General features: G+C 57.6%; 24 protein-coding genes. 8 read left to right on the top strand and 16 right to left on the bottom strand.

Annotated elements, in window-relative coordinates:
- Nucleotides 1-81: 81 nt before the first annotated feature.
- The 7 genes from QZ268_RS01940 to QZ268_RS01910 all read right to left on the bottom strand — a co-directional run bounded on the left by QZ268_RS01940 (nucleotide 82) and on the right by QZ268_RS01910 (nucleotide 5,387).
- Nucleotides 82-396, bottom strand: coding sequence for a DoxX protein (locus QZ268_RS01940; protein ID WP_349376149.1), 315 nt, complete (start codon nucleotides 394-396; stop codon nucleotides 82-84).
- 35 nt (nucleotides 397-431) lie between these two features.
- The gene (gene msrB / locus QZ268_RS01935) at nucleotides 432-899 is read right to left on the bottom strand and encodes a peptide-methionine (R)-S-oxide reductase MsrB (protein ID WP_295447255.1); all 468 of its coding nucleotides are present in this window, start codon (nucleotides 897-899) and stop codon (nucleotides 432-434) included.
- 73 nt (nucleotides 900-972) lie between these two features.
- Entirely contained in the window at nucleotides 973-1,524 is a 552-nt protein-coding gene (locus QZ268_RS01930; RefSeq protein ID WP_295447254.1) for a fasciclin domain-containing protein, read from the bottom strand.
- A gap of 74 nt (nucleotides 1,525-1,598) precedes the next feature.
- On the bottom strand, nucleotides 1,599-2,321 hold the full coding sequence (locus QZ268_RS01925; protein ID WP_295447252.1) for an anti-sigma factor: 723 nt from the start codon (nucleotides 2,319-2,321) through the stop codon (nucleotides 1,599-1,601).
- The gene (locus QZ268_RS01920) at nucleotides 2,318-2,860 is read right to left on the bottom strand and encodes a sigma-70 family RNA polymerase sigma factor (RefSeq protein ID WP_295447250.1); all 543 of its coding nucleotides are present in this window, start codon (nucleotides 2,858-2,860) and stop codon (nucleotides 2,318-2,320) included. Before QZ268_RS01920 ends, QZ268_RS01925 begins: the two co-directional genes overlap by 4 nt.
- Before the next feature lie 127 nt (nucleotides 2,861-2,987).
- Nucleotides 2,988-3,863, bottom strand: a complete 876-nt coding sequence (locus QZ268_RS01915) for a DUF4394 domain-containing protein (RefSeq protein ID WP_295447248.1) — start codon at nucleotides 3,861-3,863, stop codon at nucleotides 2,988-2,990.
- A 294-nt stretch (nucleotides 3,864-4,157) separates the two neighbouring features.
- A complete protein-coding gene (locus QZ268_RS01910) occupies nucleotides 4,158-5,387 on the bottom strand; it encodes an MFS transporter (RefSeq protein ID WP_295447246.1) in 1,230 nt (409 codons plus the stop codon).
- 70 nt (nucleotides 5,388-5,457) lie between these two features.
- Between QZ268_RS01910 and QZ268_RS01905 the strand changes: the two genes are divergently transcribed.
- The 4 genes from QZ268_RS01905 (at nucleotide 5,458) to QZ268_RS01890 (ending at nucleotide 9,268) form a co-directional block, all read left to right on the top strand.
- Entirely contained in the window at nucleotides 5,458-5,889 is a 432-nt protein-coding gene (locus QZ268_RS01905; RefSeq protein WP_295447244.1) for a helix-turn-helix domain-containing protein, read from the top strand.
- 246 nt (nucleotides 5,890-6,135) lie between these two features.
- Complete coding sequence (locus tag QZ268_RS01900) at nucleotides 6,136-7,644, top strand: deoxyribodipyrimidine photo-lyase (RefSeq protein WP_295447242.1); 1,509 nt, start codon at nucleotides 6,136-6,138, stop codon at nucleotides 7,642-7,644.
- Nucleotides 7,641-7,778 (top strand): DUF2256 domain-containing protein, encoded by a 138-nt coding sequence (locus QZ268_RS01895; RefSeq protein ID WP_295447240.1) that lies wholly within the window; start codon nucleotides 7,641-7,643, stop codon nucleotides 7,776-7,778. The genes QZ268_RS01900 and QZ268_RS01895 overlap by 4 nt, the downstream gene beginning before the upstream one ends.
- Nucleotides 7,718-9,268: a cryptochrome/photolyase family protein gene (locus QZ268_RS01890; RefSeq protein WP_295447238.1), complete on the top strand. Its 1,551-nt coding sequence runs from the start codon at nucleotides 7,718-7,720 to the stop codon at nucleotides 9,266-9,268. Before QZ268_RS01895 ends, QZ268_RS01890 begins: the two co-directional genes overlap by 61 nt.
- 147 nt (nucleotides 9,269-9,415) lie before the next feature.
- On the opposite strand, the gene QZ268_RS01885 is transcribed toward QZ268_RS01890, so the two are convergent.
- Nucleotides 9,416-10,273 carry a LysR family transcriptional regulator gene (locus QZ268_RS01885; RefSeq protein WP_295447236.1) on the bottom strand — a complete coding sequence of 286 codons (858 nt, stop codon included), beginning with the start codon at nucleotides 10,271-10,273 and terminating at the stop codon, nucleotides 9,416-9,418.
- A gap of 86 nt (nucleotides 10,274-10,359) precedes the next feature.
- Here QZ268_RS01885 and QZ268_RS01880 point away from each other — a divergent pair, with 86 nt between their 5' ends.
- The 4 genes from QZ268_RS01880 (at nucleotide 10,360) to QZ268_RS01865 (ending at nucleotide 13,901) form a co-directional block, all read left to right on the top strand.
- Nucleotides 10,360-11,508, top strand: coding sequence for a TauD/TfdA family dioxygenase (locus QZ268_RS01880; RefSeq protein WP_295447234.1), 1,149 nt, complete (start codon nucleotides 10,360-10,362; stop codon nucleotides 11,506-11,508).
- On the top strand, nucleotides 11,505-12,098 hold the full coding sequence (locus tag QZ268_RS01875; RefSeq protein ID WP_295447232.1) for an HD domain-containing protein: 594 nt from the start codon (nucleotides 11,505-11,507) through the stop codon (nucleotides 12,096-12,098). The genes QZ268_RS01880 and QZ268_RS01875 overlap by 4 nt, the downstream gene beginning before the upstream one ends.
- Before the next feature lie 353 nt (nucleotides 12,099-12,451).
- Nucleotides 12,452-13,141 carry a sulfotransferase family 2 domain-containing protein gene (locus tag QZ268_RS01870; RefSeq protein ID WP_295447230.1) on the top strand — a complete coding sequence of 230 codons (690 nt, stop codon included), beginning with the start codon at nucleotides 12,452-12,454 and terminating at the stop codon, nucleotides 13,139-13,141.
- A 97-nt stretch (nucleotides 13,142-13,238) separates the two neighbouring features.
- Nucleotides 13,239-13,901 (top strand): Hint domain-containing protein, encoded by a 663-nt coding sequence (locus QZ268_RS01865; protein ID WP_295447228.1) that lies wholly within the window; start codon nucleotides 13,239-13,241, stop codon nucleotides 13,899-13,901.
- A 328-nt stretch (nucleotides 13,902-14,229) separates the two neighbouring features.
- Here QZ268_RS01865 and QZ268_RS01860 read toward each other — a convergent pair whose 3' ends face one another.
- From QZ268_RS01860 to QZ268_RS01825, 8 genes are all read right to left on the bottom strand, one after another.
- Nucleotides 14,230-14,733 carry a hypothetical protein gene (locus tag QZ268_RS01860; RefSeq protein ID WP_295447226.1) on the bottom strand — a complete coding sequence of 168 codons (504 nt, stop codon included), beginning with the start codon at nucleotides 14,731-14,733 and terminating at the stop codon, nucleotides 14,230-14,232.
- A gap of 184 nt (nucleotides 14,734-14,917) precedes the next feature.
- Nucleotides 14,918-16,468 (bottom strand): RNA-directed DNA polymerase, encoded by a 1,551-nt coding sequence (locus tag QZ268_RS01855; protein ID WP_295447224.1) that lies wholly within the window; start codon nucleotides 16,466-16,468, stop codon nucleotides 14,918-14,920.
- 315 nt (nucleotides 16,469-16,783) lie between these two features.
- Nucleotides 16,784-18,988 (bottom strand): 3-hydroxyacyl-CoA dehydrogenase NAD-binding domain-containing protein, encoded by a 2,205-nt coding sequence (locus QZ268_RS01850; RefSeq protein ID WP_295447222.1) that lies wholly within the window; start codon nucleotides 18,986-18,988, stop codon nucleotides 16,784-16,786.
- Entirely contained in the window at nucleotides 18,985-19,470 is a 486-nt protein-coding gene (locus QZ268_RS01845) for a cupin domain-containing protein (protein WP_295447220.1), read from the bottom strand. The genes QZ268_RS01850 and QZ268_RS01845 overlap by 4 nt, the downstream gene beginning before the upstream one ends.
- The gene (locus QZ268_RS01840) at nucleotides 19,470-20,681 is read right to left on the bottom strand and encodes an acetyl-CoA C-acetyltransferase (RefSeq protein ID WP_295447218.1); all 1,212 of its coding nucleotides are present in this window, start codon (nucleotides 20,679-20,681) and stop codon (nucleotides 19,470-19,472) included. The genes QZ268_RS01845 and QZ268_RS01840 overlap by 1 nt, the downstream gene beginning before the upstream one ends.
- 10 nt (nucleotides 20,682-20,691) lie before the next feature.
- Complete coding sequence (locus QZ268_RS01835; protein ID WP_295447216.1) at nucleotides 20,692-21,324, bottom strand: glutathione S-transferase; 633 nt, start codon at nucleotides 21,322-21,324, stop codon at nucleotides 20,692-20,694.
- 280 nt (nucleotides 21,325-21,604) lie between these two features.
- Nucleotides 21,605-22,756, bottom strand: a complete 1,152-nt coding sequence (locus tag QZ268_RS01830; RefSeq protein WP_295447214.1) for an acyl-CoA dehydrogenase family protein — start codon at nucleotides 22,754-22,756, stop codon at nucleotides 21,605-21,607.
- Between the two features lie 43 nt (nucleotides 22,757-22,799).
- Entirely contained in the window at nucleotides 22,800-23,012 is a 213-nt protein-coding gene (locus QZ268_RS01825) for a hypothetical protein (RefSeq protein WP_027239884.1), read from the bottom strand.
- Between the last annotated feature and the right edge of the window lie 64 nt (nucleotides 23,013-23,076).

The raw sequence follows: 23,076 nt of genomic DNA, 5'->3' as shown, positions 1-23,076 counted from the left end.
TTTGAGCGGTGAACGGGTTTGGTCGCAGTCTCAAACGAGGCATGGCATGGGGGCCAAGAAACAGCCCGTTTGGCGCGAGGTTTATAACCATTGGTCTGAAGACGCCGACAAGATCAGACACCCGCCCGCCAAAGCCCAGTTCTTGACCAAGATCGACATCTGCCATGGGTCATCCGGCACCAAGTGAAAGACGCTGGTGAGAAGGCAGTACATGGCGAGTGTGCGCCCAAGAGGTTTCAGGAACTTGCCTACAATTAGAAGGCCCGCAGCCAGAGCGTTAAATGCAAGGGCGGGCCAGACGAGCCATTCGGGCATCCCATATCCGGCCAAAAGCATTCTTGCCGGGGCGGGATCAATTGTTTTCTGCGCCGCTCCGGCAAGAAACAGGAACGCCAAGAGGTATCGCCCAAAGGCCCATTCAAGCCGTCCGCTCATCCGGCAGGAGCGAATGACAAGCTGAGCCCATTTAAGCAATGGCGTTTGCCGGTCGGCTCTGGCCCATCATCAAAAATATGACCCAGATGGCCGCCGCAGCGACGGCAATGTACTTCGGTCCGGACCTGAAAGATGAACCTTCGGTCCTCTTTTGTCCTAACCGCATTCGGGAGGCTTTCAAAAAAACTCGGCCAGCCGGTTTCGCTGTCATACTTGGCCTCTGCGCCATAGACAGGCAGGTCGCATCCGCGGCATCGGTAGGTGCCGGGGCGCGTCTCTTCATTCAAGGGGCTGGTGTAGGGTTGCTCGGTCTCTTCCTCGCGCAATACGAGGTATTCGTCGTCGCTCAAACGGGCGCGCCACTGGGCTTCGCTGCGGCAAATCTCAAAGTCGCAGGTCTCAGCGGTCAGCGGCTGTGCAAGCATGGCCGCGCCAGTGGTCAACAGGAATGCTCGACGGTTCATAACATCACCTTTTGAATAATTGCGCGGATAGGAGAGCCCTGTGGAGGCCCTCCCATCCGCTCGCCTGCTCGATTTATTTTGGAACCAGAACGGAATTGACGACGTGGATCACGCCATTCGACTGGTTGACGTCAGCGATTGTTACCATGCTTGCATTGCCGCTTTCGTCGAGGATGTAGACATTGTTGCCCTTGACCTGGGCAGACAGGGCGTCACCTGACACGGTATTGAAGTGATAAAAGCCGTCGGATGAGGCACGCGCCTGACGAGCGATCTCTGCGGCGGACCAATCACCGGCCACCACATGCGCGGTCAGAACTTTGACCAGCATATCTTTGTTTTCAGGCATCAAGAGCGTTTCGACCGTTCCCGCAGGCAAGGCCGCAAAGGCGTCGTTTACGGGTGCAAAGACTGTGAAAGGCCCAGGGCTTTGCAGCGTTTCGACCAAGCCGGCAGCTTTAACAGCGGCAACAAGTGTCGTGTGGTCGGCTGAATTGACCGCGTTTTCCACGATGTTTTTAGTCTCGAACATGGCGGCGCCGCCAACCATCGGGTTTTCGGCATAGGCTGCGGTTGCAATGGTCAGCGCTGCTGCGGCTGTAGCGATTTTGGATACGATTTTCATGCTTATTTCCTCTCATGATTGTCCGCAATTTCCTGCGGCTATGAGGGAACCACGGCGCCCGGCCGGAAACAGTTTCAGCCGGCGCGAAATAAATCTGCATCAAAGAATTCGTCGAGCGCGAGAATGGCTCCTGTCGGCGCGCCGGTCGGTGATCCGCCTGCCGGTTCATCCGAGACCGCCAGAGTTCCGCCGTCGATCAAGGCGGCAATCTCGGGCGTGATTTCGAACAGGCTTTCGCGATCCGCAGGGATCACGCCCAGGGACACCGGCGCTGGTGCGTTTGCGCCGATGACCCAAAGCTCAAAATCGCGGCCTGTCGCGGGCCTGCCCTGTTCCGGGATGACTTTGAACAGATTGCCGTCCGGGGCGTAGCCTGCCTCGATATGCAGGCCGCCGTCTTGCGAGATCAGCGTCGCATGATGCGTGGGATCAAAAGCCGGGCCGCGCAGCATCGGGCTGAAGACGAGGAATGCGGCCAGGGCAACGGCGGCCATTGCGGGGAAAGCCAACCAGTTCCAGGCCCATCCACGACCCCAGGCCCATCCACGGCGCGGGCGCGCGGCCTCGCCGCCCAATTCGGCGACAAGCTTTGCCCTGACCGAAGGCGATGGGGTGTCTTCCGGCAGCTCCATGGCCATGGTTGCCAACTCTGCCTCCCAGAACTGCACATGCGCGCGAAGATCCGGGTGGGTCTGAAGCCGCGCTGCAAAGGCCTGCTCTGCGTCCGCGTCCAGCAGGCGCAAGACGTATTCAGCAGCCAGGGCCTCGTCTTCCGGTATGTCCTGAAGGTCGCTCATCGTGAAAGGCACTCCTTCAAAGATTGCAGGCTGCGGCGCAGCCAGGTGCGCATCGTATTCAGCGGCACGTCAAAACGGTCCGCAAGCGTTTGGTACGTCGCCCCGTCGAGATAGGCGGAGCGGACAGCATCGGCACGGTCTGGCGGTAGTTCCGCGAAACAGGCACTGATGCGACGTTGTTCAGAGGCTGCTATACTTGCAGCCTCAGGCCCTGGACGCTTTTCGACAAGCTCACCAACACTGTCGAGGTCCACATGATCGCTCTTTTTCGCACGCAGCCGGTCTATGGCCAGATTTCGCGCAACGGTTATGAGCCATGTCATCGGAGAGTGACCCGTCACCGCATAGCGGTCAGCCTTGGCCCAAATCCGCAGATACACGTCCTGTAGTGCGTCCTCGGCTTCTGAGCGGTTCTTCAAGACACGTAAACAGACACTGAATAGTTTCCCGCTTGTGGCATCATAAAGCGCGGCCAGTGCAGCCCGGTCACCAAGCGCGACCCTGCCAATAAACTCTTCGATGTTCTTGCGGTCTGTCATAGGTGTTTTGAGCAGCTCAAATAACTTCGTCTTGTCTTCCTGACAGAAATGGTCCCGAACAGCAATCTCTTGCCACCGGGACCATCCTGCACTGGTATGAAGGAACTCATTTACCCATCGCGACGAATTACTTGCCGAGCGACGTCGCGAAGCCCGTAATGCCACCCATTTTCAGATCGGCCTTCATCGTGGAGGCCCCTGTTTCGAGGTCAATCTCGTAAAGGCCAGCTGATCCAGCGCCTTCCATTTGCAGGATTGCAAGTGCCATGTTCTCGCCTTCCTTGGACGAGACGATGTCGAAGCCACCCATCGGGGCGAGGTCGACAGCGGCACCGTCAACGGTGATCTTGCCGATGGTTTTCAGGGTGCCTGCGTTGTTTGCCAAGCTGACCAGCGTGTCGGTTTCGGCATCAAGCGCATATTGGAATGTCGCGTCCGCTGTCTCGCCATTGATCGCGTTTGTGTAGGCATTGGCAAAGATCATCGGTGTTTTATCTGCCATGGCGTCCCCGTCAGAGTAGGCGAGGTCGGTAAAGCGGCGAACAGAACCTGCGCGCTCATCATTGTCACCGAAGCCTTCGGGAAAATAGACCAGGTTGTCGCCGGCCGATGTCACGGCGCGAACGGCGTCGATCTTGTTGTTGAAGTCAAACGCCACCATTTTTCCGTCGCCGATCATGGCACCGTCCATGAACGACGCGCCCAGATCGGTCATTTCGCCCGACATCGGGTCGATCACCGCGATCATTCCATCGGAAAAGCCAAGCAACTCTCCGGTCACGGGACGCCATGCAATCGCGCTCAACGGAGAGGCAAGGCTGTAGGTCATCACCTCTCCGGGGGCGTTCACATCGCTCATCACAACCAGCGTCGCGCCGTCATTGGCCAAGGCATAACCCGAAACAGCTGCGTGACCTGCGGCAAATGCCGGACCGGTCGCAAGGGCAATCAAGGATGTCACAAGAGCTCGAGTTTTCATCGTATTTCCTTTCAAATTGGACATGTTACGCACCTTACTGGATGCGCTCTGACCTGAACCACGAAAGGCAGTGCTGGATAGTTTCAAAAACTTGATCACTTTGAAATTTAGTTGGTGATAAAGTCCTGCGCCCACATTTATCATTTTGTCGCAGCCGCAGCGCATTTCTGGTTTGTCCGGCTCTGCGCCCTTGACCTACGGCCCCAGCACCGTGTCGGTGTGCTGACACCGCAAACGGCGGTTTTGATCCCGGTTTGACCAATAGTGCGGCGGAAATGAGCAGCGGCTTTGACGCGGCGCTCCAGCAGGGGGCTGCTGTCAGACGTGAACCGAGGCTAGACGGCGTGTGAGCCACAGCGCGATCAGGATCGACAATCCGCCGAGCATGAACGTGATCCGCAAGCCGTCGACAATCGCAGCTTCGGCGGCTTCCTCAATAGCGGTGCTTCCCACGCCGGCTGAGAAGACGGCTCCCATGACGGACGCCCCGGATATGAGACCGATGTTGCGCGACAGTCCGAGCAGGCCCGACACCGCGCCGCGCTGGTCCGCGGACACGTCTGCCATCACCATCACGTTGTTGGCGGATTGAAACATCTGGTATCCCGGCGTCAGGATCGCGATTGCCGCGATGTAGCCCACGACACCGAATGTCGCGGGCAACACCGATAGCGAAAAAGCTCCGGCGGCAAGGGTTCCCAGCCCGAGCGTCAGAACCCGCTGGCCGCCCCAGCTGTCGACCAATCGACCCGACGGCACGCCAGTGCAGATCGACAGGACCGGCCCGACCGACATCACGAGACCGACGATCGCCTCCTGCAGGCCAAGCGCGACGGCGAGGTAGAACGGCCCGACCACCAACGTAGCCATCATCACATTCGCCACCAGAAAGTTTGCCGTTAGGCCAGCAACTACGCCAGCTTCACCAAGAGCGGACAAATTCAATCGCTGCGTTGTCCCGATCGGCGCGACCGCTGGCAGGAGCCGCAAAGCCAATCCGGCCGCCAACAGACCAACCGGAACCAGAACAAGGAAGATCGCATGCCATCCGACCCAGCCGATAAGCACGCCGCCGAGAGACGGGCCAAGCGCCGTTCCAATGGCCGACATCGTGCCGAGCCATCCCATGGCCCGCCCGACACGCTCGGTCTCGACTGTCTCTCGCACAAGAGCGATGGCGAGCGTCATCATAAATGTGGCACCGATCCCCTGAAGCGCCCGTGCCGCGACCAGCATCCACAGGCTGGATGCCAGGCCGCAAAGCGTGGATGCCAGAGCGAATAAAACCAGACCAACAGCGAGCATCCGTTGCCGACCAAAAACGTCCCCGAGACGTCCTGCGATCACAACAAAAAGGGTGATCGACACCAGATAGGCGATCACAACCCATTGCACCCATTGAAATGACACGTCGAAGGCCACCGCCAGCGTCGGGAGTGCGATATTGGCGATGCTGGTTCCCAGCGAGGCCAGCACCATGGACAGCGAAAGACACAGCATCCCCCCGCGCTGCGCAGCCTTGGGTGCCGATGGTTTGAGGGTCTGCATCTGTGTACTCCACTTGCGAGAATCGATGTGAACGGTCACCTTACGAATTCAAGCCAACTTGAGGTCAATCATGAAACTGATCGATATCGGCGAGGTGTCGCGTCAGGCCGGCATCCCGGCATCGGCACTGCGTTATTACGAAGAGATTGGTCTGATATCTTCGGTGGCTCGACACGGGCTAAGACGGCAGTTCGAACCCGATGTGCTTTTGCAGCTTGCGCTGATCGCGATGGGGAAGGCGGCGGGTTTCTCGCTTGAGGACATCTCGGCAATGTTCGGTCCAGGCGGAAAGCCCGACCTGCCAAGAAAGGATCTGCACGACCGTGCAGATGAACTGGATCGGCAGATTGCAGAGCTCACCGCGCTACGCGATACCCTTCGCCATGTTGCCGACTGCCCGGCTCCGTCGCATATGGAGTGCCCAACCTTTAGACGACTCGTCGATCTTGCTGGAAAACGTCGACAAAAACGGATCAAGCCAGGTTTGCAGACCTTGGGTTAGTCTGGACGAATGGCCGCGTCGTCGGCTCAGCCTCTGAGCCGCTATTGGCCCCACAAACGCGCTGGGTTTCCATCCCAAAGGTGTCAGAGATCCGCTAGGAGCCGAAATTGATCAGTGCTGCACAACGCTTGAATGACCGCCAAACAGAAATTGTGGCTACATCCATTATTCATAGCGATACCATGGTGATCTGATCCAGGCTGACTGACGTAATCGGTAAGATTGACAGCGAGAGGTGGATGGCTCATGCAAGTTGTTTGGTTCAAGCGAGATCTGCGTGTGGTGGATCATGCTGCCTTGGCCCGTGCGGCACGAGCCGGGCCGGTTCTACCGCTCTATGTTGTTGAGCCCGATCTTTGGCAGCAGCCTGATGCATCGCCTCGGCACTGGGGCTTTATCGCGGAAACGCTAGCAGAACTGCGCGAAGAGCTTGGGCGGCTTGGCCAGCCGCTGGTTGTGCGTCAGGGGGCGGTCGTTGACATTTTGGAAGGATTGACGCGCCAAGGAGCGCTCTCGGCGCTCTGGTCGCATGAGGAAACTGGCAATGGCTGGACCTTTCGGCGGGATCAACAGGTCGCGGCCTGGTGTCGCGACAAAGGGGTGCCTTGGCATGAACTGCAGAACCATGGTGTTTGGCGGCGGCTTCAGTCTCGCGACGGTTGGGCGACGCGTTGGGATCGACTGATGGCCCAGCCCTGTGCGTCTGCGCCGCATCTCGCCCCAGTAGAGAGTGTGCCGGGGCCGATACCCTCGGCCCGGGATCTGGGTCTTGGATCAGATCACTGTCCGGGGCGGCAGACCGGGGGGCGACGGGCTGGGCAAGAGCGGTTGGAGAGCTTTCTTCAACAACGGGGTGAGCAATATCAGCGCGCCATGTCCAGCCCGGTTGATGGCGTCTCCGCCTGTTCACGGCTTTCTCCGTATCTGGCCTGGGGCGCGGTTTCGATGCGTGAAGTGACGCAGGCCAATGAGGCACGGCGGCGCGCCTTGCCCCCCGCCAACAAAACCTGGCGGAAGTCGTTGCGGTCCTTTTCAGGAAGATTGCACTGGCATTGCCATTTCATTCAAAAGCTTGAAGACGAGCCGCGGGTTGAGTTCGAAAATCTCCACCGGCTGTATGACGATCTGCGCCCCAGAACGCCCGACGTCGCACGGCTAGAGGCTTGGAAAAAAGGGGAAACCGGCTACCCATTTCTGGATGCCTGCATGCGGTCGCTGCAAGCCACGGGCTGGCTGAATTTCCGCATGCGCGCAATGCTCATGGCGGTGGCTTCCTATCACCTTTGGCTCGACTGGCGTGCACCGGGGCTGCATCTGGCGCGGATGTTCACCGATTACGAACCGGGCATTCACTGGAGCCAAGTGCAGATGCAATCAGGCACCACGGGCATCAATACTGTCCGAATTTATAACCCGGTGAAGCAGGGATTTGATCAGGATCCCACGGGCACTTTCATTCGCACCTGGCTGCCGGAACTGGCGCAGATTCCCGATCAGTATCTCCATGAACCATGGGCGGCAGATAACGCGGCAGAGGTGATCGGTCACGATTATCCCGAACGAATTTTTGATCATATGGCAGCCGCAAAAGCCGCGCGTGAAAAGATCTGGGAGGTTCGGCGCCGCCCGGAGTTTCGCGCGCAGGCCGAGGCGATCGTGATCAAACATGCTAGCCGAAAGAACCGTTCCAGGCGTAAGGCACCTGCACCGAAACGCTCTGACCAATTGAGCCTGCCTTTTGGAGAGACGTCGTGAAACACCAAAAGAAATCGGATTTGCCTCAGAAGATCTGCCCCGCCTGTAGCCGCCCCTTTGTCTGGCGCAAGAAATGGGCGAAGGTCTGGAACGAGGTGAAATATTGCTCCAAACGCTGCAGGGCATCCTCATGACTAAAGCCGCCATCCTGCTGCCAAATCAGCTATTTGCTGACCATCCGGCCCTGCTTCCCCCTGTAAAACATGTGGTTCTTTTCGAAGACCCGCTCTTTTTTGGCGACCCACAATATCCGGCCAGGATGCACCGTCAAAAGCTTTGGCTGCATCGGGCCGGTATGGCGCGCTATCACCAGGCGCTGGTGAAACAAGGGATGGATGCTGAGATCTTTCCATATGACGGGCAAAAGGGGGCGTGCCTGCGGCTTTTCCAAAGCCTAAGGGAGCAAGAGATCACCGAAGTGGTCATGGCTGACCCGGTTGATTTCATTGCCGAGCGTCGCCTTCATGCGGCTGCAAAGGACACAGGCATCGCACTTGATATCCTGCCCTCTCCTGGCTTTCTGAACAGCCGGGGCGACAATATTGAATGGTCGCAGGGCCGTAAGCGCTGGTTCATGGCAGATTTCTATAAACGCCAGCGTCGCCGCCTGGATGTTTTGATGGAGGATGACCAACCCCTAGGCGGAAAGTGGAGCTTTGACCAGGACAACCGCAAGAAGGTGCCAAAGGCACTGCTGGCAAGCCTGCCCTGGATTGATTGGCCCGCCCCTGACGCCATCGATGAGGCCGCAAAAGCAAGCGTTCTTGCCGAATTCCCGAAGGCGATAGGCCGTTTGGAAAAGCTCTACTATCCGACCTCGCACGCGGCTGCCGCCGCTTGGTTCGATCAGTTCCTCGAGCGGCGGCTTGATCGGTTCGGCGATTTTGAGGATGCGATTGTCGAAGGTGAAAGCTGGCTTTGGCATGCCATTCTAACCCCTGTGCTGAATATCGGGCTGCTAACCCCGCGCCAGGTGCTGGACAGCACGCTTGCCTATGCAAAGCGCAGGGATATCCCTCTGAATTCGCTGGAAGGTTTTCTCCGTCAAATCATCGGTTGGCGCGAATTTATCCGTGCCACCTACGATGAGCTCGGTGTCCCCATGCGGCAAACCAACCACTGGGGACACCGCCGCCCCATGCCCAAGTCCTTCTACGACGGCACAACCGGCATTGCCCCGCTAGACGACACGATCCGGCGCGTGCTCGCGACCGGTTATTGCCACCATATCGAGCGGCTGATGGTGCTGGGCGGCTTCATGTTTCTTTGCGAGATTGACCCGGACGACGTTTATCGTTGGTTCACGGAGATGTTCGTGGACAGCTACGATTGGGTCATGGTTCCCAATGTATATGCCATGAGCCAGCACGCCGATGGCGGGTTGATCACCACCAAGCCTTACTTCTCCGGCTCAAACTACATCCGGAAAATGAGCCACTGGGACAAAGGGCCTTGGACGGAGGTCTGGGACGGATTGTATTGGCGTTTCATTTTGAAGCATTCAGATGCGCTCGCAAAGAACCCGCGTTGGGCGATGATGTGCCGCACAGCAGAGCGGATGAAGCGTGAAAACAAGGACTACCATTTGACGATTGCCGAGGAATTTTTGTCGCAACTGAATTGAACAAAGCAGAAATACACAAGCAGGTGCGCCTCCGGAATAAAAGACATTTCTGCAAAACGAAAGAAGTGCGGTTTTGGCAATATCAGCGCCAATAATCTAGGCTCAGAACGAATGGATCCTGGTCCTAAGACGGTATTCTTCTCACTGTCAGATGCTTTCGGCGATTGTCGTCCAGGTCTGGCGGGATACGGCCTTTGGCCCGGCGAGCAGCCAGTAGCTTTCGTGATGGGCAAGCGATCGCGCGTCAAGACGTACAAGCGTCCCTTCCATCAGCGCATCGGCACAAAGGGGAAGCGATGCGAGAGCCACTCCCAGCCCTGCCTTTGCCGCGGTCAACGCCGTGAGTTGGGTGTCAAAGCGCAGATGTGGCACTGGGGTCGTCGGAGTGCCGAAGGCGGCTGCCCAGGCAGGCCAGCCCGGGCGGGCCCCTGCGCAGGCAATCCGCGGCAAAATGGTCCAGGGGTCCGCGCGCTTTGCAAGCGAAGGAGCCGCGACCGGGGCCAGTTCTTCGGCGTAAAGGCGGGCCTTGTAAGGATGCGGCCAATCTCCCGTTCCGTAGCGAATGCTGATCACGTCGTCGAGTGGTGCATCATGGGCGCCCAGAACCAGCGTACGGATCGAAAGCTCAGCCCCTGTCAAGGCCTGCAACTGCCCCAACCGAGACATCAGCCACAACTCGATCACCGACTGGCTCGCCGATATTGTCAGCCGTTTGTGTCCTGCGCCAAAGATCGCTTCGGTGCTGTCGCGCAAACCGTCGAGCGCATGGCGAACATGCGGAAGCCATGCCTCGCCTTCGACTGTCAGCGCGATCGTGCGTGCTTTGCGGTTGAACAGTCTGATGCCAAGATGCTTCTCCAGTTGACCGATCCGCTGGCTGACTGCCGCCTGCGTCAGGCCAACCTCGCTTGCGGCTGCGGTGAAACTGCCAAGCCGGGCCGCTGCTTCGAATGCACGTATCCATTCAAGCGGTGGAAGCCGATTTCCATGCATAAGCAAAACCATGTCTCATACTTGTTTTTCTTAATTTGTGTTTATGCGAGGTCTGCGCGAGGTTCAAGCGCAACAGACATTTTCAAAGGGGCACAAGCATGCCGACCGTCACAGTCGATCCAACTGGAGCATTTTTAACTCTTCAGATGTCTTCAGGGCCGCTGCGCTTCCATGCAGTATGGCTGCGGGACAACGCACAAGACCATGAGACGCGGGCGCAGGGCAACGGCCAGCGGTTGATTGCTCTTCGGGACATCCCCGCGGAAACCCGCATTGAGGCGGCGGAAATCTCCCAACCCGGTACGCTGGATGTGCGTTTTGCCCCCGAGGGTAAGCGCGTCTCGTTCGATCTTGCCTGGCTCGAAGCGCATGCATACGATCAGACAGCACCCGCTCAACGTGGATGGCTGGAAGACGGGGTCGAGACCTGGGATGCGGATCTCATGGCAGACGTGCCTTGCGGAGATTTTGCTGCGCTTGCACAGGGGGGGCGCGCTCTGCAGGACTGGCTTGGCCAAATCATGCGCTATGGCTTTGCCAAGGTGGTAAACGCGCCCGCCACCCCCGGCACGCTGTTCGACATCGTGGGCCTGTTCGGCCATGTGCGCGAAACCAACTATGGTAGGCATTTCGAAGTCCGCACAGAGGTCAATCCCTCGAACCTCGCCTTCACTGGTTTGGGTCTGCAAGCCCATACCGACAACCCGTACCGCGATCCGGTGCCAACAGTGCAGGTGCTGCATTGTCTTGAAAGCTCGGCTGCAGGTGGGGAGAACATGGTTGTCGATGGATTTGCCGCCGCGCTGCGTTTGCGGGCTGAAGATCCTGAAGGTTTCGACCTGCTGGCCAACCATTGTGCGCGCTTTGAATACGCGGGCGAAGACGGCGTTTGCCTGACCTCCCGTCGTCCGATGATCGAACTTGCACCGGACGGTGCACTGATCGGGATCCGCTTCAACAACCGGTCCTGCGCCGCGATCACCGATGTGCCCTTCGACCTGATGGCAGACTACTATGCGGCCTATCGCAGGCTGGGCGAGATCATCGATGACACGGCAATGGAAGTGACGTTCCGACTGAACCCCGGCGAGGCCTTTGTCATCGACAACACCCGTGTCCTGCACGCACGCAAGGGATACTCGGGCGAGGGCACCCGTTGGTTGCAGGGCTGCTACGCCGATATGGACGGGCTGCGGTCAACCCATGACGCAATGGTGCGTTCGACAGCCCTGGAGGCTGCGGAATGAAACCGGATATCGAAATGTTGAACCACAAAACGATCGTAGACTTCATCGGGTCGATCTTTGATCGGCGCGGCGGCGAAGAATACCTCGGCGAACCGGTGACGATGGGCGAGCACATGCTGCAAGGCGCGACCATCGCAGAGCAGAACGGCCAGTCCGAAGAGATCATTGTCGCGGCCCTGCTGCATGACATCGGCCATTTTACCAGCGAGTTCGGCACCTTCACCATGGACGACACCGAGGACCGGCACCACGAGCACGCTGGCGCCGAGGTGCTTGAGCAGTTCTTTCCGAGGGTGATCACCGATTGTTGCCGATACCACGTTGCCGCAAAGCGCTATCTTTGTGCGACCCGGCCAGAGTATTTCAGGCGACTGTCCGAGGCCTCGATTCATTCTCTGAACCTTCAGGGCGGCGCGATGAGCCCGGATGAAGTTGCCGTGTTCGAGAAGAACCCAAATCTGGATACGATTATTGCGGTCCGCTACCTTGATGAGGCAGGCAAACGCCCCGATATGGAGACGCCGGACTTCTGGCACTTTGCCCCGATGGTGCAACGCCAGGTCGACAGGCACAGCAGGGTCAACGTCTGACCCGCGTCCTGCTCACCTAACCTGTTTTCACTGCGCCCGCGCGGCTGACAAAGGCTCGGGCGCAGTGGCCAAACGCTACTTTTTCCAGCTCTCTGTCGGACAGCCGTGGGGGCGGTTGCACTGCATCGATCATTTGGATGAGACTGCAAATAACCAGGCCACCAGATCTGGCAGACCGACAACGCGCTGTTGTGAGTGGCCCCAGTGTGGCGCAACCTCGGCTCGGATGTCATCGCCACCACAAAGTACCAACAGCGCAGGGCGAGGCAACGCCGCAGACCAGTAGCTAAGTGCGTCTTAGCGACCAGTCCGCAGGCGTTTTCTTCTGCCTTGGGATGGCGTAGCCTGATGCCATGATCCTGTCACGCGGCCGTAAATTTCTGTTCATACATATCCCCAAAACCGGCGGCACGGCCCTGGCTTTGGCGCTGGAGGCGCGGGCCATGCGCGACGATATGATGCTGGGGGATACCCCAAAGGCCAGCAAACGCCGTCGCCGTTTGCAGGGGGTGAAAACGGCGGGCCGCTTGTGGAAACACTCCACCCTTGCCGATCTCACCGGGCTGATCCCCGAGCAGGAGATGCGCGACCTCTTCACCTTTACTCTGGTGCGCAATCCCTGGGATCGCGCGGTGAGCTACTATCACTGGCTGCGGGGGCAGGGCTTTGACCATCCGGCAGTTTTGCTTTCCAAGAGGTTGGAATTTAAAGATTTTATACTGCATCCAGTGATCCTGCGCAGCTTTGAAACCCACAGCGCACCCAGCTATATGCGCCGGGCGGATGGTCGCGAGCAGTGCCAGCTTTATATCCGGCTGGAACAGTTCAGCACCGATGCCGCGCCGCTGTTTGATCACCTCGGATTCACGCTGGAACTGCCCCGTGAAAACACTTCTGAGCGGCACCGGGACTGGCGCGGCTACTATGATGAGCAGACCCAAGAGGCACTTGCCCAGGCCTGCCGAGAAGAAATAATACGATTTGAATATTCTTTTAACGATTTCGACCTAGCCTTGGATCAAACAGGCCGTCCAACCACGTGAGATCGCACCATAGATTCTCTCCGGTTTGACTGGCCAGACAAGGATAGCAGCACTTTCGCCCCCAGGGTGACTGTGCCGCCGCAGAGGAGAGATCGAAATGCTGGATTGGTTTCAAAAACGCCTGAGCTTTGGCGCAGAACTGTCGGTTCCGCCTGTTTCTGTAGGTCAGGGCGGGTTTCTCAGCGGCACCCATGTGGCGTCGAACCTGGGCTGGCGCCCGGTTGAGGCGCTCTGTGCCGGCGACAAGGTGCTGACCTTTGATCATGGCATGCAGACCGTGGTCGAAATGGTGCGCGAGACCGTGCAGCTGGAAGCGGGGGAGATCGACCCGACCCGCTGCCCCATGCATATCCCCCGCGATGCGCTGAACAACCGGGTGCCCATGTGGCTGATGCCCGATCAGGGCGTGCTGATGGAAAGCGACCTGATCGAGGATCACCAGGGCGACCCCTTTGCCGTAGTGCCAGCCTCGACCCTGGAGGGCTACCGGGGAATTTGCCGGTTGCATCCGGACAATCACTTGCAACTGATCACGCCGCGTTTTGAACAGGATGAGGTGATCTACCTTGAGGCAGGTCTGCTGGGATATTGCCCGGCACCGCGCGACCTGCTGACCATCGGGGTCGATCTGCAAGAGGACATCTACAAGGTATTGCCCATCGAAGAGGCCTGTGCCCTGATCGAGGCGATGACCACCGCCGAGGCTGTGATGATGACTGGCGCACTGCCAATGACGTCTCCAGGTGCCTTTCAGATGTAATACGCCACGATTTTGGGCCCAGACCGGGCTGTAAACCTGATCACAAGCTGCCCAAAGCCTGCGCGCTTTGGGCTGTTTTGTTTACAAAGGTCCGTTTCCTGCCGGGCCTGCGAATGGCCATGCTGCAGACGTTGCAAAAGCCGCAATCGGTGGGGGCACAAAAGGCCCGCTCTGAAATCTTACCAGATGCGGCACCGAACTCAATCTCAGCAATGCGCAGGTAGCGACCTTTGCAAAGTCCGGACGGTTCTCCGAAGCGGACATTCAGTCAAACGGCAATGCTGGATGTTCTGAGCCCAGCTAAACGACAAACCCCAACTTGACCATGTTACGTGATAAACCCGATGGTTGAACGACCTTGAGCTTCATCTAGTTCAAGCGAGAAAGCTTCCCGAGCATCTTGGAAAATCGCTTCACATATTTCGGATGACACTGACTTCGAGTGAGCGGCGACTTGGAAGCGGCGTTCACGATTGCCCACTGTGAGGCGTAGTCCACCCGAAGAGGGGTGAAATACTAGGATCGTGCGAACCCATGTTGCCCCACTGTCCAACAAATTCCCTATTTCAGTGCAGACACCCATGCGGATCGGTTCGAGAAACAATGTGCCATTCCCATAGCAGTCAAAGGCTTCTCCTCGGTAGCATATTCTCGGGTCAAAACCGTCGCTTGGTGGGACTGCAACTGCAGCCGTCTTCGGCCCACCGAGATAGGAAATATATGCCTCCAAAATCATGGGGCCAATGTCCTTCACCATCTTATGGAAACTCCAAGTTTCATCCCCATATTTCTTCGTTATCTGTTGAAGTTCTTCATATCTGCTTTGCGCCATTCTAGCCCTCATTCAACTTTCAAAAAACTGGGATGTTTCTGGTCCTGCGGCTGCTTGGCACAAGTCGCGTGCTTTGCTAAGTTCTGCGAACGTCACATTGGTGACATCTAGGAGCATGCCAAAGTCGACAGTTCACGATTCAAAGCAGACAAAGCGCTTAATCGGAAAACTTTGAAGCATACAATCAAATTGCCGCTGATATCAGTGCGTTGAGATCAGAGTGACCTTTCCACGCCGTTTTCATCGTCCGCTTCTCAGCAACTGTAAAAAACTGGGAACTATAGAGAATCGCGGCTTGCACGTAGGGAACCTCTTCATCGTAAGCTGCCCGAATTTCACGCCTCTCTCGAGCAGTTCCAAACTTGCATGCAAAAACCGCCGCAATCGCGCGGGTATGCCCACCTATCCGGCGGTTTCGAAACCAAGACATGACATGGGCTACTGCATCAGCAGATACCGTATTGCACGCCATTATACCTGCCATGTGGTACATTCTCTGGTAGTCAAGATGAAAGCCATTCGCACGGATCAAACCTTCTATTCTAAGTCGGACATCAGGATGTATCCGTGCGAAATGGTTGAGATATGAGAAATATTGGCGTGTAAGGTGTGGCCGGTGCGTCAAACCATTGAAAGCTCTCTCGACACCGTAGTCGTCGCCTGCGGCCCTCAGATAGGGTAAGGCAAATCTATCTATCTTTTCCGCAAGCTCTTGAGTTTCGTCTGGATAATCTAGTAGAGCACGGACGGCGAGTAGTTCTTCATCCAACCCATCAGCAATTGCCTCTTCCACGTCATCCGAGTTTATCCAATCGCCTTGAAAACCATAGCCGCCATTTTCAACGAGATCGCGCGCGGCTTCAACTTCGTCTCTGGCTTCTCCGAAAAGTCGATCCACCTCCCGATGCTCAAATAGAAGTTCTTGTGATGCACAGATTCGCGTCTTCATCGGGTTCAGCGCCAATCCGACTTTACGCATTCTTTCTATCATCCCGTTCAGGAAGATTTTGGCGTCTAATTCGGTTTGAAATCCAATGTAAAAATCATCGACATACCTAGCAGAAGGGCGATCAACCAAGCTACAGTATGCATCAAAATCAGTAAGGTAGAAATTTCCAAGAACATCAGAAGGAAAAACCCCTTGGATAATACCTTGAGAGCTTTTCTGCCTGTAGGCCGACAATAGTTTTTCCATGAGCCTTACGCTCTCGGTACGACACCCACAGCCTTCTAAGGCGTTAATGAGGTTATGCTGTGGAAGGGTGTCAAAGTAGTTTGCGACATCACATTGCAGGACAAACGCTGAGTCTCCGCAAATTGCTTCGAATCTTCGTTGAAAAGTATTCCAGCCTTCAAAAGAAGGCTCGAACAAACGATCCGCCTCACCAGAAGGTACGTGGCTAAACGAACGCGTCCGATCAAACTGAGCTTCAATTTCGGGCAGCATGTCTTCAAGGAGACCCTGATATAGTAAGCGGTCTTGCGGCAGGAGGATTGAACCGGGACGTGTTAAAACGCCTTGCTTGGGTGCGCCGATTGTTATGGGTAACTGAGGTTCGAAGCTACCAGCAGAAAGTCTAGACTTCAGTTGCTCAATCAGATCGGCGGACTTGTCCCGAAATACGATATCTAGATGAGGTGCCAAAATGAAATCACTTCGTGAGTCAACTTCGATATTTCTCGCGGAATGCCCCCAATCGATACTTTCAAGAACTGGATTCGCAAGGCCTGGCATCTGAACTTTTCCTTGAATGAGTTTGCAGAACAAAGTTACGCGAGATTGAAAATGGATGCGACAAAAATCCGTTAGGTTGACAAGCATGCCGATTGCTATGAACGTCCGCTTCCCTCTCACCCTCATGTACTGTGCTGAGGCCGGTTTGGGCTGGGAGTGGTCGTTGTACCGGTCTCACAGGTAGCATTTTGTTCAGGTTTCAGACTTTGCCCATAAATAGTCTGAGGGTTGCTTTCAGAGATCTTCCGGGCATAAAAATACCGCCCCCCAAATGCATGGGGGGCGGCGTTTGTGTCGTCGGATCGGGGGGAGGCTTTAGGCCGCCGAAGCCGCATCCGGGTTGAAGCGGCCGTAGAAGGTTTGGCCTTTGGCGGCCATCTCACGCAGCAGGTCGGGGCAGGCAAAGCGCTCGCCGTAGGCTGCGGTCAGCTGGTCGCAGCGTTCGGCCGCATAGGGCGTGCCGATGATGTCGAGCCAGCTGAGCGGGCCGCCGGACCATGGGGCAAAGCCCCAGGCCAGAACCGCGCCCACGTCGCCTTCGCGGATGTCTTCCAGCACGCCTTCTTCCAGCGCCCGCACGGCCTCAAGCACCTGGGCAAACATCAGACGTTCCTGCACCTCGATGAGGTCAGGCTGGTCTTCCAGCAGCGGGTATTTGTCCTGCATGCCTTTCCAATAGCCGGTGCGCTTGCCCTTTTCATCGTAGTCAAAGAAGCCCGCGTTGGATTTGCGGCCCAGGCGGCCCAGATCTTCCATCCAGAAAATCATGTCGTCAGCCGGGCTGTCAGGGTAGGCATTGCCCATGGCGGCCTTGGTGGCGCGAGCAATCTTGGCGCCCAGATCAATCGAGGTCTCATCCGTCAGCTGAATGGGACCAACCGGGAAGCCAAGCTGGCGCGCGGCATTGTCGATCAGCACTGGCGAAACACCTTCGGTGATCATCCGCGCGCCTTCATTCACGTAGGGAATGATGCAGCGGTTGGCATAGAAGAAGCGCGCGTCATTGACGACGATCGGCGTCTTCTTGATCTGGCGCACATAGTCCAGCGCCTTGGCCACGGCACGGTCGCCTGTTTCCTTGCCTTTGATGATTTCCACCAGCAGCATTTTTTCAACCGGCGAGAAGAAGTGAATGCCGATGAATTGCTCCGGGCGCACCGAGGCCTTGGCCAGATCCGAGATCGGCAGGGTCGAGGTGTTGGAGGCAAAGATGCAATCATCGGGGATGATCGCCTCGACCTTTTTGGTCATGTCGGCCTTGACGGCTGGGTCTTCAAAGACCGCTTCGATGATCAGATCGCAACCTTTCAGGGCGTCCAGATCAGGGGTTGCGGTGATGCGCGACAGCATCGCCTCTTTCTTTTCGGCGATGACCTTGCCGCGCTTCATGCCTTTGTCGAGGTAGCTTTCGGTATAGGCCTTGCCCTTGTCGGCAGCCTCCTGATCGCGGTCCACCAGAACCACTTCGATACCGGCCTGAGCCGACACCAGCGCAATGCCGGCACCCATCATGCCAGCGCCCAGCACGCCCAGTTTTTTGACGCGCTGATCGGGAATGTCCTTGGGGCGGACTGCGCCTTTTTCCAGCGCTTCCTTGTTGATGAACAGCGAGCGGATCATTGCGCCGGAGGAGGGGTTCATCAAAACGCTAGTAAACCAGCGGGCCTCAATCTTGAGCGCGGTGTCAAAATCAACCAGCGCGCCCTCATAGACGGCTGACAGCAGCGCCTTGGCGGCTGGGAAGGCGCCCTGGGTTTTTCCGTGCACCATGGCAGAGGCACCAACAAAGTTCATGAAACCGGCAGGGTGATAGGGGGCGCCACCGGGCATCTTGTAGCCTTTGGCATCCCAAGGTTTCACCAGATCGGCCCCAGAGGCGTTCAGCACCCACTCCTTGGCAGCGGCAACGGGATCGGCAGCGATCTCATCCACGTAGCCCGCACCCTTGGCCTTTTTCACGTCCAGCATCTTGCCTTCCAGCAGCAGTGGGGCTGCAGCAATAGCGCCAACCTTGCGCACCATGCGGGTGGTGCCGCCGGCACCGGGGAAGATGCCAACCATGATTTCCGGCAGGCCGTATTTGGCCTTTGGGTTCTCTGCGGCAAAAATCCGATGTGTTGCCAGCGGCAGCTCCATGCCGATACCCGCAGCGGTGCCGGGCAGGGCGGCTGCAATTGGCTTGCCGCCTTTTTTGGTTTTCAGATCCATGCCGGCCAGTTCGATCTTGCGCAGCAGGGCGTGCATTTTCATGGTGCCTTCAAAGACACCGCGTGCGGGATCGTCACCGGCTTCTTCTTTCATCACCGCCAGCAGGTTCAGGTCCATGCCGCCGGCAAATGTGCCCTCTTTGCCAGAGGTGATCACCACGCCTTTGACCGCGTCATCCGCCAGGGCGTCGTCAATGCAGGCCTCCAGCTGGGTGAGCCCGTCAAAGGACATCACGTTCATGGTTTTGCCGGGCACATCCCAGGTGATTGTTGCGACGCCGTCGGCGTCCTTGGAAAGCGTAAACTCACTCATGTCTCGTCTCCGATCTGGTCAGCCGTCAGCGGGCTGCCGTCTTTACGGGTAAAGGAGGAGCCCTCGGCGTCCATCTCTACCATCATGTCGATATCGCTGTAATAAGCGGTTTCAGTCGGGGTCCGCGTGCCCACCACCAGGAATGTGGCCGGCGCGTCGGTGTTATTTTTCAGGTGATGGCCATTGGCCTCACCGGCTGGAAAACTGGCGCAATCACCGGGCTGCATCGCGTGCTCGCCCTGATCGTCGATCAGGATGCAGGCACCGCTTAGCATCACCAGGAATTCATCCTGCTGCATGTGATAGTGGCGCAGCGAAGACAGGCCACCGGGTTCCAGCCGCACGATGTTGACGCCAAACTGGCTCAAACCGCTGGCATCTCCGATGCGCTGGCTGGAACGGCCAGAGACCGCCTCAGCCAGCTTTCCTGGGTAGCCAGAGCCGCCTTGATAGGGGATTTGGGCCAGATCCAGCTTGGGCATCAGACGCGCTCGATGATGGTGGCGGCCCCCATGCCAGAGGCGATGCAGAGTGTGGCCAGACCCATTTCCTTATCCTGACGCTCCAACTCATCCAGCAGGGTGCCAATGATCATCGCGCCGGTGGCGCCCAGTGGGTGACCCATGGCGATGGAGCCGCCATTGGGGTTGACCACGGCCGGATCCACGTCAAAGGCCTGCTGGAAGCGCATCACAACGGAAGCAAAAGCCTCATTGACTTCAAACAGATCCAGGTCGGAAATCACCATGCCGTTGTCAGCCAGGATCTTCTGGGTCACAGGCACCGGACCGGTCAGCATGATGGTGGGGTCGGTGCCAATCTTGGCGGTGGCCTTGATGCGCGCCCGTGGCTTCAGGCCATATTGCTCGCCAAATTCCTTGTTGCCGATCAGCACGGCAGCAGAGCCATCAACGATGCCAGAGGAATTCCCCGCGTGGTGGATGTGGTTGATCCGTTCCAGATGCGGGTATTTCAGCATCGCCACCTTGTCAAAACCGGGCATCTGCTCGCCCATCATCTGGAACGAGGCATTTAGCGCGCCAAGCGACTGCATATCGGTGCCGGGGCGCATGTATTCGTCATGGTCCAGAATGGCGATACCGTTCTGGTCGCGCACGGTGATCACTGATTTGGCAAACCGGTTGTCATCCCAGGCCGCTTTGGCGCGACGCTGGCTTTCCACCGCCAGGGCATCGGCCTGCTCGCGGGTGAACCCATATTCGGTCGCGATAATATCGGCCGAAATACCTTGGGGGACAAAATAGGTCTCCATCGCCAGGCTGGGATCGACTGCGATGGCAGCGCCATCCGAGCCCATGGCAACGCGGCCCATCATTTCGACACCGCCCGCGATATAGGCCTGGCCAGCGCCGCCCTTTACCTGGTTGGCGGCAAGGTTGACCGCTTCCATGCCGGAGGCACAAAACCGGTTGATGGCCAGACCGGGAATGCTCTGGTCCAGATCCGAGGCCAGCACTGCCGAGCGCGCCAGGCAGCCGCCCTGTTCCATCACCTGGGTAACATTGCCCCAGATCACGTCTTCGACCGCATGGCCTTCCAGATTGTTGCGCTCTTTCAGCGCGTTTAGCGTCAAAGCTGACAGGCGCACCGAGGTGACCTCGTGCAAGGCGCCGTCCTTGCGGCCCTTGCCACGCGGGGTGCGGATGGCATCGTAAATATAAGCTTCGGTCATGAGTGTCTCCTCAAGCGCGGTCCGACGGATTGCCGGGCATTAGATCATAGGGATGTTTCCAGCCGGGCGTTTCACTGATGCGCGTCAGCCAGGCGTCGATATTGGGGTAGTCCTTGCGGTCAAAGCCAAAAGGCTCATCATAGAACAGGTAGCCGCAGCAGGTGAGATCAGCATTTGTCATGCCGTTGCCCACCAGCCAGTCGCGCCCCCTGAGTTGGTTCTCCAAAGTGGCAAAAGCAGCTTTTAGGCGCCCCTGCATAAAGCCGATCACATCTTTGGGGCGTTTGTCTTCAGGCAGGAAGTTCATCAGAAACCGCGTCATTCCAACCTGGCTGGAAAGCTTGTGGTTATCCCAGAGGACCCAGCGCAGAACCTCATATTTCTCGTCGGGCGCGCCGCCAAACTTTCCGGTCTGATCGGTGATATACTGCTGGATAACTCCGGACTGTGACAGGCGGATGTCACCGTCAATCAGCACCGGAGCCTCTGCCATGACATTTAGGTTGCGATAGTCCTCACCGCGATGCTGCCCGGCAAAAAAATCAACAAATACGGGCGCCCAGTCCAAACCCGACAACTCGAGCGCCAGCGCCGCTTTGTAGGAATGACCCGACTCGCCAAAACAATGCAGTTTAATCGTCACGTTGTTCTCCTTGTCGCCAATGTGGTGCCGGGGGTTTCACACCCCCGGACCCCCGTGAGGTATTTTGAGTAAGATGAAAGAGAATTAACACTCTCCCTCTGGTAGTGTGCTAATGTTGTGGCGCGGTACAGGCTGAGGAGCCGATGACCGCGTAAGGTGAAGTCGTCCCTGCCCATTTGGCGAAGGCTTGGGGGCAGGGACGCGCCGTTGATTTCATCTTGCCTTAAATACCTCCGCCGGAGGCATCCATCAGATCCAGTTGGGGGAAATCTGTGTTGGGTCACAGTGACCTGCCAATCAGTTCCTTCATGATTTCATTGGTGCCACCGTAGATGCGTTGCACCCGGGCGTCAGTCCACATCTCTGCGACCGCATATTCCTGCATGAACCCATAGCCGCCGTGCATCTGCAGGCAGTCGTCCAGGACTTCGCCCTGGGTGTCTGTGATCCAATATTTGGCCATTGCGGCCTTTTCGACCGTCAGCTTGCCTTGCAGGTGTTCTACCATGCATTCATCAAGAAAGGCCCGGGCGACTTTGGTTTTGGTCAGGCATTCCACCAGTTTGAAACGGGTGTTCTGGAATTGGGTCAGCGGGCCGCCAAAAGCTTCGCGTTCCTTGCAATAGGCGATGGTGCGCGCAACTGCGCCCTCCATGGCGCCAACTGCGCCGCAAGCGATGATCAGACGTTCCTGCGGCAGCTGCTGCATCATCTGATAAAAGCCCTTGCCCTCTTCCTGGCCCAGGATGTTTTCCGGTGGGATCTCGACATTGTCAAAGAACAGCTCGGATGTATCTGCCGCGTGCATCCCGACCTTTTCCAGGTTGCGTCCGCGGGCGAATCCTTCGGCGCCATCGGTTTCCAGCGCCACCAGCGACACACCCTTGGACCCGAGGCTGGGGTCGGTTTTGGCCGCCACCAGGATGAGATTGGCATGTTGTCCATTGGTGATGAAGGTTTTTTGACCCGATAGCCGATAGGCATTGCCATCGCGGATTGCCTTGGTCTTGATCCGCTGTACATCGGACCCGGTGGAGGGTTCTGTCATCGCCAGGGCCCCGACCAGCTCGCCGCTGATCATCTTGGGCAGCCAGCGTTTTTTCTGCTCTTCGGTGCCGTATTGCAGGATGTAATGGGCGACGATGCCGGAATGGATACCATGACCCCAGCTGGCAAGATTGGCCCGGCTGCCTTCGATCAGGATGGCGGCCTCATGGCCGAAGTCACCGCCGACGCCGCCGTATTCTTCGGGGATGGAGGGGCAGAGCAGGCCCAGCTCGCCGGCCTGGTTCCAGGTCTCGCGGTCCATCATACCCTGTTTGCGCCATGTCTCGTATTTGGGCATCCATTCATTGGTAATGAACTGTGCTGTCATATCAGCAAGCATCTGGTGTTCGTCAGTCATCCAGGCGGAACGCGTCTCAGTGGTCATGTTGCTCCCATTGGCCCGTCTTGGCGCGCCGTGCGCCGGGCCCTTATCTTTTGCGGTCTTCCAGCGCGCTGTTGAACAGTCGCAGCCGGTGTCCAAGGTTTTCTTGATCTGTCACGCTGTCGAAATTTTCGAACAGAAATGACAGGGCTTCGCCTTCGTCCAGTCCGGCCTCGGCGGCAAAGCGTTTCAGCCTGCGATAGCCATCCTCTGTCATGGCGACGGGAAAGCGGCGGGTGAGGCGGAAACGTTTGGGCATGGAGGCTCCTTACAGCACGTTGGTCAAAGCCCCGGACCGGATCGAGCACCCCCTGACGCTGTGC

Source organism: uncultured Pseudophaeobacter sp., from assembly GCA_905479575.1.
In the GTDB taxonomy this organism is placed as follows: Bacteria; Pseudomonadota; Alphaproteobacteria; order Rhodobacterales; family Rhodobacteraceae; genus Pseudophaeobacter.
This window is presented reverse-complemented; position numbering and strand designations above follow the sequence as displayed.

What these genes read in the sequence shown, in the direction of transcription:
- QZ268_RS01850 (WP_295447222.1), bottom strand. Translation starts at nt 18,988, where the DNA reads ATGAGTGAGTTTACGCTTTCCAAGGACGCCGACGGCGTCGCAACAATC.
- QZ268_RS01830 (WP_295447214.1), bottom strand. Translation starts at nt 22,756, where the DNA reads ATGACCACTGAGACGCGTTCCGCCTGGATGACTGACGAACACCAGATG.
- QZ268_RS01930 (WP_295447254.1), bottom strand. Translation starts at nt 1,524, where the DNA reads ATGAAAATCGTATCCAAAATCGCTACAGCCGCAGCAGCGCTGACCATT.
- QZ268_RS01870 (WP_295447230.1), top strand. Translation starts at nt 12,452, where the DNA reads ATGATCCTGTCACGCGGCCGTAAATTTCTGTTCATACATATCCCCAAA.
- QZ268_RS01825 (WP_027239884.1), bottom strand. Translation starts at nt 23,012, where the DNA reads ATGCCCAAACGTTTCCGCCTCACCCGCCGCTTTCCCGTCGCCATGACA.
- QZ268_RS01865 (WP_295447228.1), top strand. Translation starts at nt 13,239, where the DNA reads ATGCTGGATTGGTTTCAAAAACGCCTGAGCTTTGGCGCAGAACTGTCG.
- QZ268_RS01845 (WP_295447220.1), bottom strand. Translation starts at nt 19,470, where the DNA reads ATGCCCAAGCTGGATCTGGCCCAAATCCCCTATCAAGGCGGCTCTGGC.
- QZ268_RS01885 (WP_295447236.1), bottom strand. Translation starts at nt 10,273, where the DNA reads ATGGTTTTGCTTATGCATGGAAATCGGCTTCCACCGCTTGAATGGATA.
- QZ268_RS01840 (WP_295447218.1), bottom strand. Translation starts at nt 20,681, where the DNA reads ATGACCGAAGCTTATATTTACGATGCCATCCGCACCCCGCGTGGCAAG.
- QZ268_RS01910 (WP_295447246.1), bottom strand. Translation starts at nt 5,387, where the DNA reads ATGCAGACCCTCAAACCATCGGCACCCAAGGCTGCGCAGCGCGGGGGG.
- QZ268_RS01905 (WP_295447244.1), top strand. Translation starts at nt 5,458, where the DNA reads ATGAAACTGATCGATATCGGCGAGGTGTCGCGTCAGGCCGGCATCCCG.
- msrB (WP_295447255.1), bottom strand. Translation starts at nt 899, where the DNA reads ATGAACCGTCGAGCATTCCTGTTGACCACTGGCGCGGCCATGCTTGCA.
- QZ268_RS01915 (WP_295447248.1), bottom strand. Translation starts at nt 3,863, where the DNA reads ATGTCCAATTTGAAAGGAAATACGATGAAAACTCGAGCTCTTGTGACA.
- QZ268_RS01925 (WP_295447252.1), bottom strand. Translation starts at nt 2,321, where the DNA reads ATGAGCGACCTTCAGGACATACCGGAAGACGAGGCCCTGGCTGCTGAA.
- QZ268_RS01880 (WP_295447234.1), top strand. Translation starts at nt 10,360, where the DNA reads ATGCCGACCGTCACAGTCGATCCAACTGGAGCATTTTTAACTCTTCAG.
- QZ268_RS01900 (WP_295447242.1), top strand. Translation starts at nt 6,136, where the DNA reads ATGCAAGTTGTTTGGTTCAAGCGAGATCTGCGTGTGGTGGATCATGCT.
- QZ268_RS01860 (WP_295447226.1), bottom strand. Translation starts at nt 14,733, where the DNA reads ATGGCGCAAAGCAGATATGAAGAACTTCAACAGATAACGAAGAAATAT.
- QZ268_RS01920 (WP_295447250.1), bottom strand. Translation starts at nt 2,860, where the DNA reads ATGACAGACCGCAAGAACATCGAAGAGTTTATTGGCAGGGTCGCGCTT.
- QZ268_RS01875 (WP_295447232.1), top strand. Translation starts at nt 11,505, where the DNA reads ATGAAACCGGATATCGAAATGTTGAACCACAAAACGATCGTAGACTTC.
- QZ268_RS01855 (WP_295447224.1), bottom strand. Translation starts at nt 16,468, where the DNA reads ATGCCAGGCCTTGCGAATCCAGTTCTTGAAAGTATCGATTGGGGGCAT.
- QZ268_RS01890 (WP_295447238.1), top strand. Translation starts at nt 7,718, where the DNA reads ATGGGCGAAGGTCTGGAACGAGGTGAAATATTGCTCCAAACGCTGCAG.